The sequence below is a fragment of the Pseudomonas sp. GD04019 genome, assembly GCF_029837695.1.
GTDB lineage: Bacteria > Pseudomonadota > Gammaproteobacteria > Pseudomonadales > Pseudomonadaceae > Aquipseudomonas.
Genome location: NZ_JAOEEA010000001.1, coordinates 83,562 through 96,309, shown reverse-complemented (window position 1 = coordinate 96,309; position 12,748 = coordinate 83,562). Strand labels below are relative to the sequence as shown.

At 59.1% G+C, this 12,748-nt stretch carries 11 protein-coding genes; 4 read left to right on the top strand and 7 right to left on the bottom strand.

Annotated features, from left to right (window positions below):
• Nucleotides 1–10: 10 nt before the first annotated feature.
• Both N7607_RS00535 and N7607_RS00530 read right to left on the bottom strand, forming a co-directional pair.
• Nucleotides 11–610 (bottom strand): OmpA family protein, encoded by a 600-nt coding sequence (locus N7607_RS00535; RefSeq protein ID WP_279864917.1) that lies wholly within the window; start codon nt 608–610, stop codon nt 11–13.
• Nucleotides 610–1,062, bottom strand: a complete 453-nt coding sequence (locus tag N7607_RS00530) for a FecR domain-containing protein (protein WP_279864918.1) — start codon at nt 1,060–1,062, stop codon at nt 610–612. The genes N7607_RS00535 and N7607_RS00530 overlap by 1 nt, the downstream gene beginning before the upstream one ends.
• 152 nt (nt 1,063–1,214) lie before the next feature.
• Between N7607_RS00530 and N7607_RS00525 the strand changes: the two genes are divergently transcribed.
• The 3 genes from N7607_RS00525 (at nt 1,215) to N7607_RS00515 (ending at nt 5,119) form a co-directional block, all read left to right on the top strand.
• Entirely contained in the window at nt 1,215–3,269 is a 2,055-nt protein-coding gene (locus tag N7607_RS00525; protein WP_279924008.1) for an HD domain-containing phosphohydrolase, read from the top strand.
• 132 nt (nt 3,270–3,401) lie between these two features.
• Nucleotides 3,402–4,499, top strand: coding sequence for a GGDEF domain-containing protein (locus N7607_RS00520; RefSeq protein WP_279864920.1), 1,098 nt, complete (start codon nt 3,402–3,404; stop codon nt 4,497–4,499).
• A 92-nt stretch (nt 4,500–4,591) separates the two neighbouring features.
• A complete protein-coding gene (locus tag N7607_RS00515) occupies nt 4,592–5,119 on the top strand; it encodes a DUF3087 domain-containing protein (RefSeq protein ID WP_279864921.1) in 528 nt (175 codons plus the stop codon).
• Here the strand turns inward: N7607_RS00515 and N7607_RS00510 are convergent.
• Nucleotides 5,116–5,709 (bottom strand): LysE family translocator, encoded by a 594-nt coding sequence (locus N7607_RS00510; RefSeq protein ID WP_279864922.1) that lies wholly within the window; start codon nt 5,707–5,709, stop codon nt 5,116–5,118. The genes N7607_RS00515 and N7607_RS00510 overlap by 4 nt on opposite strands.
• Before the next feature lie 92 nt (nt 5,710–5,801).
• On the bottom strand, nt 5,802–6,638 hold the full coding sequence (locus N7607_RS00505) for an AraC family transcriptional regulator (RefSeq protein ID WP_279864923.1): 837 nt from the start codon (nt 6,636–6,638) through the stop codon (nt 5,802–5,804).
• Between the two features lie 196 nt (nt 6,639–6,834).
• On the opposite strand from N7607_RS00505, the gene N7607_RS00500 reads away from it, so the two are divergent.
• Nucleotides 6,835–7,623 (top strand): transporter substrate-binding domain-containing protein, encoded by a 789-nt coding sequence (locus N7607_RS00500; protein WP_279864924.1) that lies wholly within the window; start codon nt 6,835–6,837, stop codon nt 7,621–7,623.
• 82 nt (nt 7,624–7,705) lie between these two features.
• Here the strand turns inward: N7607_RS00500 and N7607_RS00495 are convergent, their stop codons facing one another.
• From N7607_RS00495 to N7607_RS00485, 3 genes are all read right to left on the bottom strand, one after another.
• On the bottom strand, nt 7,706–8,593 hold the full coding sequence (locus tag N7607_RS00495; RefSeq protein WP_279864925.1) for an alpha/beta hydrolase: 888 nt from the start codon (nt 8,591–8,593) through the stop codon (nt 7,706–7,708).
• Nucleotides 8,594–8,682: 89 nt separating this feature from the next.
• The gene (locus tag N7607_RS00490; protein ID WP_279864926.1) at nt 8,683–8,898 is read right to left on the bottom strand and encodes a VF530 family protein; all 216 of its coding nucleotides are present in this window, start codon (nt 8,896–8,898) and stop codon (nt 8,683–8,685) included.
• A 189-nt stretch (nt 8,899–9,087) separates the two neighbouring features.
• Nucleotides 9,088–12,216, bottom strand: coding sequence for a metallophosphoesterase (locus N7607_RS00485; protein ID WP_279864927.1), 3,129 nt, complete (start codon nt 12,214–12,216; stop codon nt 9,088–9,090).
• Between the last annotated feature and the right edge of the window lie 532 nt (nt 12,217–12,748).

Here is a 12,748-nt window from a genome sequence, read left to right as displayed (position 1 = left end):
CCGCGAGATGCTAGCGGAGGGTGACTTCCACCCGGCGGTTTTTCGGTTCCGGGGTTTCATCGGCCGTGGGGACCAGCAGATTGCTTTCCCCATGGGAGGTGACGATCAGCTCCAGCGCCTGCAGACCGGCGGCCTGCAGCATCGTCGCCACATGCTGCGCGCGGCGTAGCCCGAGCTTCTCGTTCCAGGCGCTGCCGCTGGTGGTGTCGGTATGTCCGATCACCGATACGGCTGTAGGGCCGCGCTCGCGCAATGTCCGCAGCAACTCCTGCACGGCGATTTTCGATTGCGGGGTCAGCGCGGTGCCACCGGTCTTGAAGTAGAGCAGGTAGGTTGTCGGCAGCGTCGGCTGGGCCGCCATGGCCGCCGCAAAATCCTTGTCGATGCGTGGGCGCTTCACGGCGAAGGTGTTCATGTCCGCGCCGTCCAGCGCCACGCCGTGCTCGCGTTTGTCGATGCGGGTGACGCCCTTGGCCGTCTCGACGACGATCGCGCCGGTGCTGCCGTCGGGGCTTTCCAGCAGCACCACATAGGACTTGCTCGAGGCACAGCCGGACGTGAGCAGGACGACCAGCAGCAGGAGCAACTCGCGCTGGAACGACCGCAGCATCAACTGACCTTGACCAGGAAGCGCGTGCCTCGTACGCCGATGGTGCCGGTCGGGGTGTTGATCTGCACGGCCTCGGGTTTGAGCTTGGCGATGATGCCGGAGATGTAGTTGAGCGTACCGCGGGTGATCCGCGCGCTGAGTTGCAACGAATCCTGGCTGGGCTCGAAGGCGTAGGCATCGATGGTCAGTTCGCTTTCCGGCCCGACGGACATCACCGTGCTGTCCTCCAGGGTCACCCCCATGGAGCCCGTTGGTCCGGTTTTCAGCAGGCTTCCGCGGTGCAGCGGAGTGCCGACGACGGCGGGCTGGAGATGGCCATTTGCCTGGACGAACGCTTCACCTTGCACTTTCATCACATAGCCGATGATCGGCTCGTGCTCTTCGGCGAGCAGGGCGGAAGGCATCAATAGGCTGGCGAACAGGCAGAAGGCGATTCTTTTGAGAACAAACATAGTACTCTCCCTGCTGGTACCGATTCCGAAGGCGAATTGACGTCAAAATTTACACGACATGCTAATACAAGCTGCAAACGTCGTGATTCGCCACCCTTTCGAATAAAAAGGAATTCAAGGCAGGCCGCTGTATGACCTCGGGACCTTTCAAGTTGCGCTTGAAGAATTGGACGATCGTCCTCGCCACTTTTTTCGTGATGCAGCTGTTGCCCGTACTGGCTTTGGTACTCGGCTGGGCGCCGCTGCATGTCTTGTGTCTCAGCATCGTGATTCTGCTGTGCACCTTGCCGCTGGCGCTGGCCTGTTTGCAGAACATCAACGCGACCCTCGACAGCCTGGCCGACGATACCCGGCGCATACGCGAGCTGGATTTCAGCGGGCCCGCGGCCGAGGGGTCGGTGTTCCACGAAGTCGACTGTCTGAGCCGCAACCACAACAGCATGAAGGACGCCTTGCAGCGCCAGACCCACGCGCTGCAGGAGTCGCAGTCGAAGCTGTCGAGCCTGGTGGAAAACGGCCTGCTGCTGTCATCCGAACGGGATCGCGAGGCGCTTTTCCGCCACATCCTCATGGAGGGCAAGCGGATCTGCAACGCCGAAGCCGCGACCATGTACCTGAAAACCAGTCATGGCGCCTTGCGTTTCGCCCTGCGCTCGATGGACGACCCGCTGCCGGCCGACGAAATTCCGTTGCACGATCCGCTGACCGGCGCGCCCAACGAGGCTCACGTCTCCACCTATGCCGCGCTGCATAACCAGACCGTGGTCATCGACGACGTATACGCCGAAACCCGTTTCGACCTGAGCGGCACGCGCCACTTCGACGCCCAATCCGGCTACCGCACCGTGTCGATGATCACCGTGCCGCTGGCCGCGCGTCACGACGAGGTAATCGGCGTGCTGCAGTTCATGAACGCCCTGGACCCTCACAGCGGCGAGGTGGTGGCCTTCTCCGAACAGTCGCTGTCGTTCATCGAGGCCCTGGCTTCCCAGGCCGCGGTGGCCCTGGAAAATCAGAACCTGATCGAGGCGCAGAATGCGCTGATCGACGCGATGATCGAAATTCTCGCCGGCGCCATCGATGCCAAGAGCCCTTACACCGGCGCCCACTGCGAGCGCGTGCCGGCGCTCGCGCTGATGTTGGCCGAGGAGGCCTGCGAGGTCAGCGAGGGGCCGCTGGCGGATTTCCGCTTCAACACGCCGGACGAGTGGCGCGAGTTCCGCATCGGTGCCTGGCTCCACGATTGCGGCAAGATCACCACCCCGGAGCACGTGGTCGACAAGGCCACCAAGCTGGAAACCATCTACAACCGCATCCATGAAGTGCGCATGCGCTTCGAAGTGCTCCTGCGCGATGCGCAGGTCGCCCGCCTGCAGGCCATCCTCGACGGCGTGGAAGAGGCCGTTGCCGACGCCGGCTATCAACAGCAGTTCCAGCGGTTGCAGGAGGAATTCGCCTTCGTCGCCGACTGCAATATCGGCAGCGAGCTGATGGCGGAAGAACGCATCGAAATGTTGCAGCGCATCGGCGAGCGCACCTGGCAGCGGCATTTCGACGACCGGCTGGGTCTGTCGCAGGACGAGACCATGCGTCTCCAGAACCTGCCACAGGCGCCGCTGCCGGCGACCGAACGGTTGCTGGCGGACAAGCCGCAGCACATCTTCCCGCGTCCTCCGAGCAAGGCCCTCGATCCGAAATACGGCTTCCAGATCACGGTGCCGGAGCATCTGTACAACTTCGGCGAACTCTACAACCTCAGCGTCAGCCGCGGGACGCTGACGGCCGAAGAACGCTTCAAGATCAACGAGCACATCATCCAGACCATCGTCATGCTCGAATACCTGCCGCTGCCCGCCAATCTCAAGCGGGTGCCCGAATACGCCGGTACTCACCACGAGACCCTCCTCGGCACCGGCTACCCGCGCAAGCTGGACCGGGACAGCCTGTCGATCCCCGCGCGGATCATGGCCATCGCCGATATCTTCGAGGCACTGACGGCGTCCGATCGGCCGTACAAGAAGGCCAAGACCCTGTCCGAGTCGGTGGCCATCCTGGCCAACCTGCGAGACAAAGGCCACATCGACGCGGACCTGTTCGCCCTTTTCCTGCGCACCGGCCTGCCCCTGCGCTACGCACAGCGTCATCTGCGGCCCGAGCAGATCGACGAACTCGACATCGAGAAATACCTGTCCGGCGTGCCGGCTTGAGCGCGGCAATTGCATGTCTCTGCACCTGGCCCGCGATGATGGCAAGTTGAACCCATGCCTGGGCGCTAACGGTCGACATAGATGAACCGTCCTGAGCGGTTGGGTATCTGGCCATTGGAAAGGAGTTCTCCGGTGAGGGTGATCGATAGGCTGACGCGCTCGCTGAACCCGTTGCACGGCTTGCCGGAGGCGACGCGCCAGGACTTCGCCCACTGGTACCGGCAGGCCAAGCTGCCGCAGATCCGCTACGTCGCCTTCCTCACCATGGTGCTGTACCTGATCTACGCCGCCATCGAGCAGAACGTGGCCAGCGATCATCTCGGCCTGCGCCTGCTGGCGCACGGCATCCTGGTGCCCCTGGCGCTGTTGGCTGTCGGCCTGCTCAGCTACCGCGAGGCGGGGCAGCGCTGGATGCTGGTGCTGCTGTTCGTGGCGCCGGTGGGGGCGGTGGTCACCAACCTGCTGTTCAACTACGGCAAGCCGGACTTCGCCTACTTCGTGCCGGAGATCTACCTCAACCTGATGTGGACCTTCACCGTCTCCGGCCTGACCCTGCGCCAGGCCCTGCAGACGGCCGGCGCCTCGGTCGTGCTGCTGCTCGCCGTCACCCTGGGCGATGCCCTGCAGCCGGGCGTGCAGCGCCTGCACCTGATCTGGGTGCTGGCCTCCTTCTCCTTCGGCGTGCTGTGCGCGTTCGTGCTGGAGAAGGCGCACAAGACCATGTTCCTGCACCAGGACCGCCTGGCCCTGAGCGCCAGCGTCGATGGCCTCACCGGGCTGTGGAACCGCGCGCGCATCGACCAGCTGTTCGCCGAGGAAATCGCCCGCGCCCAGCGCTACGGCACGCCGTTCTCGGTGATCCTGCTGGACATCGACCACTTCAAGCACGTCAACGACCACCACGGCCATGCGGTGGGTGACAGCGTGCTGCGCCAGTTCGCCACGCTGCTGCGCGACAACGTGCGCAGCGTCGACAAGGTCGGCCGCCTGGGTGGCGAGGAGTTCTTGGTCATCCTGCCGGAGATCGACGCCCAGCAGGCCCAGGCCGCCGCGCTCACCCTGCAGGCACGCATCCGCCAGTTCGACTTCGACACCGTGCTGCGCAAGACCGCCAGCTTCGGCATCACCCACTACCTGGGCGACGAAAACCCGCAGAGCATGCTCGACCGCGCCGACCGGGCGCTGTACCGGGCCAAGGCCAATGGCCGGGACCGTATCGAAGTGCTCTGACAAGGCTTGTCATGCTCCGCCCGCCGGCAGGGCTCGACCGCTCCGGCCCGATCAGGCAAGGTGGCGCTCCCTCGTCTTCACCCGGACTCGTCATGTTCGAAATCCAGCCCATGAGCCCCGAGCTCTATCGCCAGCAGACCCGCCGCAGCACCTTCGTGGTGATCGCCATCTTCCTGGTGCTGGCCATGCTCTGCGCCACCGCCAGCACCCAGCTGTTCGGCGGCCCGCCCGGCGACAACTTTAAGTGGAACTTGCTCGGCGTGCTGTGCGGCATGGGCCTGACCATCGCAGTGGTGCGCCTGCAGCTGTGGCACCGCCCGTTCATGGCGGCGGCCGCCTACGGCTGGGGGCTCAAGCGCAGCCTGATGCGCGTCACCAACGTCATGCACCACGTCAAGGCTGGCGTGGCCGCGGGCGATGCCAGCGCCATGCAGCTGCTGCGCTTCTACCACCTGGGCGTGACCCAGATGCACCAGCTGGACGGCAACAGCGCCGACCTCAGCCACATGGTCCGCGAGATCGACGCGCACCGCGAGTTGATGGAGCAACGTGGGCTGGACGTGGAGCAGAAGCGCCTCGATCCGGCCTGGCTGGAAGCGGTGAAGGTCTTCAAGCCCTAAAGCAACAACGCCAGCCAGGTAGAGGCGAACAGCAACAGCGCCAGCATCTGGTTGAAACGCGTCATCCGCTGCGGCGACTGCAGCAGGCGCGCGCTGCCGGTGCCGAGCAGGGCCCAGGCGGTCATGCTCGGCACGGCCAGCAGCAGGAAGATCAGCGACAGCTGCAGCACGCGCAGGGCCTTGTCCGCACTACCGGCGGCGAACACGCTGACCACCGCGACCGCCATCATCCACACCTTGGGGTTCACCAGCTGCAGGGCCGCCGCGCTCAGCGGGCCCAGCTCGCGCGCGTCCGTTGTGTTCAGCGGCACGTCCGCGCTGCGCCACAGCTGCCAGGCCAGCCAGCTCAGCCACAGCGCGCCGAGCCAGCTCATCGCCAGCTGCACGCGCGGGTAGCGCAGCAGCGCCTCGCCCAGGCCCAAGCCCACCAGCAGCACGATCAGCGCCGCCGCCAGGCACGCGCCGAGCACCAGTGGCAGGGTGGCGCGCACGCCGAAGCGCGCGCCGTGGCTGAGCGCCAGGATATTGGTCGGCCCCGGCGTGATGGTGGCGACGAAGGCGAACAGCAGGAAGGGCAGCAGGGACTGCATGGCTCAGCCCCTCCAACCGTGACGAGAATGATGGGTACGCATGGCATGGCTTCTCCGTGTCAGGGAGGCTCATGCTGCGGCGTGGCGGCGGGTCAGTCTGGAAGCTTTGTGCAGCGGCGACGGTAGTCGGCAGGAGTGAGCCGGTAGGCGCGGCGGAACCAGCGGCCCAGGTGACTCTGGTCGGCAAAGCCCAGTGCGCAGGCCACATCGGCTGGCGTGTCGCCACGGGCCAGCCGCTGGCGTGCCTTGGCCAGGCGCAGCTGGATCAGGTAGGCATGCGGGGCGATGCCGAAGGCGCTCTTGAAGGCGCGGGTCAGGCGGAAGCGATCCACCCCGCAGGCCGCCGCCGTGTCGTCCAGGCCGATGTCCCGGTCGAAGTTGGCGTGCAGGTAGTCGCGGGCGCGCTGGGCCACCAGCGGCAAGCGCGGGTCCGGGTTCTGCCGTTTGCGCCACTGCAGGCGGCTGGTCATGCTGCCGAGCAGGTCGTCGATGGCGGTCTGCCGGACGATGCGCAGGTCGCCCTCGTGCAGCGTGTGGAAGGCGCGGAAGATGGCGCCGGCCATCGGGGCGTCGTTGTTGAGGATATGGGCGAAGCTCGGCGTGCTGTCCGCCGGCGCATGCTCGAACAGCGCGTGCAGCTCGCGCTCCAGCCACTGCGGGTCGATGTACAGCATCGAGTAGGTGAAGCCTTCCGCGGTCGGCGCGTGGCCGTCGTGGATCTCGCCCGGCTCCAGCAGAATCACCTTGCCCGGCGTGCTCAGGTGCCTCTCGCGGCGGCAGTTGAACTGCTGCACACCCTGCTCGGTAACGCCCACCAGGTAGCTGTCGTGCCAGTGCGGGTCGTAGGCGTGGCCCTCGAAATGGGCACGGATCGACTCGATGCCGGTGTCGGCATCCTGCGCGAGGTCGATCCAGTTGCGTGTGTCCACGGGGTTCTCCGAAAGGCGGCGCTCGGCCTGCCGTGACCTTAGCGCGTCCGCCTGCCGAGGTTTAGAAGATTTGTGCAGGCGGCCGGGTCGCTTATCCGATTGCCAGCACGCGTGCCGAGCGCAGCGCCGTCCTTTACCGGCGCCGGGGCATTCTCTAGAGTCAAAGCTACCGGTTCCGAGCTGTCCCGAGCGCCTGATGCCTTTCTCCGTCCTTGCCATGCTGCACTGCCGCCGGCTCCTGCTGGCAGTGGTCCTGTTCGTGCCGAGCCTGGCGAGCGCCGCCTGCGAAGCGACCCTGCGCTGGGACGACGACCCGCCCTACAGCATGCAGCTGGCGGATGGCGAAGTAGTCGGCTCCGCCGTCGACGGTGTGCGCTCCGTGCTCCAGGCCATGGGCTGCGAGGCGCGGCTGGTGCGCCTGCCCTGGGCCAGGGCCCTGCGCGAACTGGAGCAGGGCCGTCTCGACATCCTGCCCGGCGCCTACCGCAAACCCGAGCGCGAGGTGTATGCGCACTTCTCCGGGGTGGTCGAGGAGGCCTCGCGCAATATCCTGTTCATGCGCCGCGATGCCGCCGCCCGCTGGCCGGTGAGTGAGCTGCTGCAACTACGCGACACCACCTTCCGCCTGGGCGCGCAGCTGGAAGTCTCATACGGGCCGAGCTACCTGGAGCTGATCCGGACACCGGCCTTCCACGACCGCATGAAGTTCAACGCCAACCGCCTCAACCTCTGGCGCATGGCCGCCAAGGGGCGCATCGACGGGGTGATCGCCGACGAACACTCCGGCCAGCAGGAGATCGAGGAACTGGGCCTGAGCGAGCTGATCCAGCCCACGCCGGTGGTGGTGTCCAGCGAGGGCGTGGAAGTGGCCTTCAGCAAGAGAAGCGTGCAGCCCGAGTTCGTCCAGATGTATGCCGAGGTACTGCGCAAGCAGATCGCCGACGGCACCCAGGCGCGCATCAAGCAGCGCTACCTGCAACCCTGACTGCGGGCTGCCTGGTCTGGCGCTCTGTCCTCGCCAGCGGCGCTGGCAAACCCTGGCTAGGGCGGAGTAGGGCGGGCCGGCCTCAATCCTGTTCCGCACCGCCCTGGGTGCGTTCGAGAAAGTCGCGCATCAGCGCCGCCACTTCCTGCAGGTGGGTTTCCAGCAGCCAGTGGCCGCCATCCTCGAACAGGTGCAACTCGGCGTCCGGCAGGTCGCGCAGGTAGGCGCGCGCCGCGCCCTCGGGCATGAAGCCATCGCGCGGGCCCCAGAGAATCAGCGTCGGCGGCTGATGCTGGCGCAGATACATCTGGTAGTGCGGGAACCAGGCCAGATTCTCCTTGAGCCCGGTGATCAGCTGCAGGGCGATCTGCTGGCGGCGCGGCGTCATCAGCGCCCAGTGCAGCTGCCAGAGGTCCGGCGGAATGCGCGCCGCCACGTGTGGCTCCACGTCGTTGAGGAACTCGTCGCGAAAGCCCTCCAGGCTCACCGACTCGGCCAGCGTGCGTTGCGTCTCGTCGCTGGGGTTGGCGAAGAACTGCTTGAGCGCGGCGTACTTCGGCCCCAGCTGGTCCTCGTAGATATCGCCGTTCTGCACGATCAGCGCGCTGATGCGCTGCGGCCGGCTGATGGCCAGGCGCAGGCCGATCTGCGAGCCGAAGTCGTGCAGGTACAGGGCGAAACGCTCGATGCCCAGGCGGTTGGTGAAGCGCGCGAGGAAGTCCGCATAGCCGTCGAAGTCGTAGCTGAACTCGAAGGGCGTGCCCGAGTAGCCGCAACCGGGAAAGTCCGGGGCGATCAGCCGCCAGCGATCGGCCAGTAGCGGCAGCAGGTTGCGGAACTCGTAGGAGGAGCAGGGGTAGCCGTGGGGCAGGAGCAGCACCGGCGCATCTGGCGGGCCGGCTTCGCGGTAGAACACCTCGATGCCGTCCAGGTCCAGGCGCTGGTGGAGAACGTGAGCGGGCGGTTGCATGGGACCTCCCCGAAGGGTGCTGGTCCGGTTATGACAGCGCCTCGCGCTCGCCGATTGGGTCGCCCGCCGGATGGTCGCGGTGGCGCGGCTCAGCGCTTGTTGGCGATGTCCTTGATATACAGCGCTTCGACCTTCTCCCGCGCCCAGGGTGTTTTGCGCAGGAACTTGAGGCTGGAGTCGACGCTGGGGTCGTGGGTGAAGCAGCGAATGGCGATGAGCTGGCCGAGGCGGTCCCAGCCGTGTTTGTCGACCAGGGCCTGGACGATGGCTTTCAGGGGGAGGCCGTGGAGGGGGTCGTTGCTCATCGATAGGAACTCTATGTTAGGGCGAGCACTTTAGCGTGGGAGAAGATTTTTTGCTGTTCTCCCTATCTATAGATTTTCTCTCAGAGTGGATACTTTGGTGGGGCTATGTGGTTGGCCCCACCAAAAATCCGTTACCTCCCTTAGGGTTAAAAGCTCACCCAGATTTAATTCGGGGTGTGATGATGGCTATTAGTCGCTTGGACTTTCTCTGTCAGGAATTACTTTGGGATTTATTTTGCTGATCATTTTAGAGTTCGGTGTTTTACTGCCTGTACTATGCTTGGCTGCAGCCATCTTGATTAAGTATTCTATTTCTCCAAGAACTTTTGTGGATGCAAAGGAGTATCTGTATTGCGATCTAAGATTTGTGTAAATATCAAAAAGATAGAATGAATTATGTTGAACTTGAGATATGTATTTGCTGACTTCTTTGTGCCAGTCGCGAGGTCTTTTGGAGATAAGTAGAAGTATTAATGTGTGTTTGCTTAGCTCTGTGATTGAAGTGTTTTTTAGCTGATCGTAAAACAATGGCCCCATCTTCATTGAGAAGAGGTCGTCTGAGAATGTTCGAGATACTGAAGATGGGATCGTTGTGAGGATGCTCGAAAATCTTTCGATGAGAGTATTTCCATATTGTTCGCCAAGCAATATTATATGAACGCCATCGTATGTTGCGGATTTGTTTTCCATGAGCATTGGAAGGATTGTAAAGATCACTCTGGAAATTTGATCCCAGCATTTTAGTAGTTCAGATAGTAACTCTTTTTTCAGATCAATATTGGCGTAATCGCTATTCCTTAGGGCTCTAGAGCCGGCAGAGGTTGCTTGTACTAGTCGAACAAAATGATGTTCCGATAGAACGCTGCCAAAGGTTTGATTATATGGTCTTTTGCAGTCGTAATTTTTGTCTGCGTATCGATCCTTTATTATCTCTGGAAGATTCGACTCTGCTACTCCGTTGGCAACTTCCTGTTGCATTATCTCCTTTGTTTCTTCAGAGGAATTCCATTTTCCTAGACGATAAGGGTTGAGGTCTTCAGGTAGGCCGCAGTTGTCATGAACTGCTAGTCTAACTCGTTTTAGATCTTCCGTAAGTGTGCTAAGCGCATCTTCTCTGCGTCTGTCAATTCCGGTGTAGAATTCAATAAGCTCTGGGTATTGGGAGTAACGCATGTCCTCAAATATGTAGTCAGCGAACTCTTTGCTATGGTGCATACGTTGAGCTGCGAAGTAAAATAGCCAGTATGAGAATCGGAAGTAAAATTGGTCTCCTATTTGGGCGATTATATTATTCTCATATAGGACGTCGAAGACAACTTGTGTCTCAATGTCCATGAGTTGTGATCTTGCGTGGTCATTTATTTCGGTGAGGAATTTTGAGCGAGTAAATCCGTAAGCGCCATCCTTTATAAGCTGTTCGCAGAAATACCCCAAGGCATGTTCGCAGTCCTTAAGGTCTGGCTTGGATTTATAGGTTGGGATGTCATCTATATTGAATAGTAAAAAGAGTACTCGCTTTATTATCTCGGTGCGGTTAACTGGGTTCTCATCAAAGTCTATTTCGGAGACTTTTAGCAGTGTTAGGCAGTTCAGTGCGGTTCTGTGTAAATTAAGAACCTCCATGTCTGAGATTATTCTTGTGGTAATGCTGTTCTCGTCGCCAATCGTTTTCTTGTCGTTATAGAGGGAAACTATTTTCCTGATGCTTTCTCGTGGTAGTGACCAGAGATAGAGGTTCTCAGGCGTTCTTGCTAATGGCTTGGATTGGTTAATACTCAGGCTGTTTGTTGTTTGCTGCATGCATATTATTGGGATATTTGGGTATGTTTCATATATTTTATTTAGAAGTTTGATTCCGTCTTTTTCAGAAGGCGACCAAGAATCTAGCACCACGCACGATATATCCGTTTCTTGTCTGGATGCTTCCTGTAGTTCTTTATCCTGCTGCTTTAAAATGGCTTCTCTGTGTGGCTTTGTGTTTCTGGCATCTAAATATAACCAGAATGTATTTTGTTTGGTCCATGCATCATGTATTAGATAGTGCGATAGACATGTTAGTCCATGTTGTGGTGGTGCACTTATTAGTAGGTCTCGTGGGGATTTTGTTATCTCTTCTGGTGTAATAAAGGTTGCGGACTCTTGTCTGTCCCCGTTCTCCGCTTCTGTTGATATTGTTGGAGCTATCCATTCGTTGGTGTGATTGGAGAATAGTTTTAATGCTTCTTTTAGTCGAGTGGCTAAGAGTTTCTCGGTAATAGCTGCGTCAATAGTGCTGCCCGATGGTTTTTGCTTTTCTGCTACGGTCGTGTTGGTTTTTATAATGCGGCTGGGGAAGTTAAACTCCCATTTCCCAAATGGAGCATGCTGTGGAATAGGCTGGATAGTCCAGTCGCACCCTGCTTTCTTCGTAAGCAGATGCACTACGCCCGACTTGCTACTGAAGTCCAGAGATACGAGGTTGACCCCAAATTCCTCGGAGCTGGACGCTCCAACCGCTCCGGCAGCAATCATGATGTTGTTTTGGCTAGGCGTTACCCATGCGTTGTGGCTGTGCCCATGTAGCCAGAAGTCATATTTTGTTGGTATCGATGCAGTTGCAATGTTTCTGTCTGAGTTATTTAGCCAGTCAGTCGGATGATGAATCAGCCCTATTTTAATATCGCATCCTTTTGCTTCTTCTTGTGCTTTATTGAATTGCCAGTTCGCAGCAAGCCATAGGTTCCTATCGTCTTCGGGGCCAGAGCATGTCCAAGCAGAGTTAAAGCCTGATACTCCTATTTTCACATCATTGATATTTATTGTTTTGGAATAGCGATGTCTGCCTTCGGGATCATGCTGATGCGGTAAATAGTTTTTGACGAAATCTCCATATTCGTCAAGCCTGGAGATGATTGTCAGGAACTCTTTGCTCTTGTCTTGAAATCTTTGATTTATTTTATCAATGTGTTGATGTGAGGCCCCTGCCCAGCGGATTAAGGTCTCTTGTGCATCTTGATTTATCTTGTTTCTATTAATGTCGTGATTGCCCGGTACGATGAATAGTCTTTCTTTTGCTAAAGGCTTCCCGTCTTTTCCACATGCATTTAACAGTTTGTTGAAGAAATTTTCTGCGTCGGAATATTGTTCGTGGAGTGGTGCGTTAGAGCTCTCTCCAAAGGCTATGTCGCCGGTGCAAAAAATTAAGTCAGGTAGCGGCAGTTCTTTCTTGGAAAATGATTCTGAAAGATATTCTAGTAGAGAGTCTATTGACTGGTTGTCTCTCCATTGGCTGCGCGGGTGGAAATGAATGTCGGATATGTGTAGCCAGTTTATATTCATTTCTTCTCTTTAATCATCGGCGGAAGGTTTTATATTTGTTGTACTCAAGGCTCGCTGTGTCTTAATACTTCTTGCTTACGAATTACTAAAGATTAGAGCTAGTAGGCGAATATATCTGAGAGCAGATATATTCCTGGAGGAGTTATTGGCTGAGGGGAGGCGGTGAGCAGCCTCCAGAAGTCGAAACGCATTTCAAATTCCTTATCGCGCCGAGCCAGCTCGGCTAACCGGCCCAGTGGGCCGACATCCTGTTCGGCGATGCGGTTGGGGTGGCGCATCGCCAGTAGCGTTATCCGAACTTAGCTAATGCCAACCACGTCACGCAAGTTGTCCTTTCAGTCAGTGCGTGAATTTCTCTCTCGGGTAGCCTCTCGCCGCTGCCGCTTCGCTGTCATTCCGACCTTTGCTCGTGTCTTATCGACAGCGTTCCGCTGTTGTCATGACGACTTCTGTATTTCTCAACCGTATGAAATTAAAGAGAAAAATATCTGGCATGAAAGCTGAGTAGCTCCCGGCGCAACGCCTACATAAC

Bases quoted from the DNA above. Each gene is read 5' to 3' on its own strand.
- N7607_RS00535 (WP_279864917.1), bottom strand. From the start codon at position 610: ATGCTGCGGTCGTTCCAGCGCGAGTTGCTCCTGCTGCTGGTCGTCCTG.
- N7607_RS00530 (WP_279864918.1), bottom strand. From the start codon at position 1,062: ATGTTTGTTCTCAAAAGAATCGCCTTCTGCCTGTTCGCCAGCCTATTG.
- N7607_RS00515 (WP_279864921.1), top strand. From the start codon at position 4,592: ATGTTCGAAATCCAGCCCATGAGCCCCGAGCTCTATCGCCAGCAGACC.
- N7607_RS00510 (WP_279864922.1), bottom strand. From the start codon at position 5,709: ATGCAGTCCCTGCTGCCCTTCCTGCTGTTCGCCTTCGTCGCCACCATC.
- N7607_RS00500 (WP_279864924.1), top strand. From the start codon at position 6,835: ATGCCTTTCTCCGTCCTTGCCATGCTGCACTGCCGCCGGCTCCTGCTG.
- N7607_RS00495 (WP_279864925.1), bottom strand. From the start codon at position 8,593: ATGCAACCGCCCGCTCACGTTCTCCACCAGCGCCTGGACCTGGACGGC.
- N7607_RS00490 (WP_279864926.1), bottom strand. From the start codon at position 8,898: ATGAGCAACGACCCCCTCCACGGCCTCCCCCTGAAAGCCATCGTCCAG.
- N7607_RS00485 (WP_279864927.1), bottom strand. From the start codon at position 12,216: ATGAATATAAACTGGCTACACATATCCGACATTCATTTCCACCCGCGC.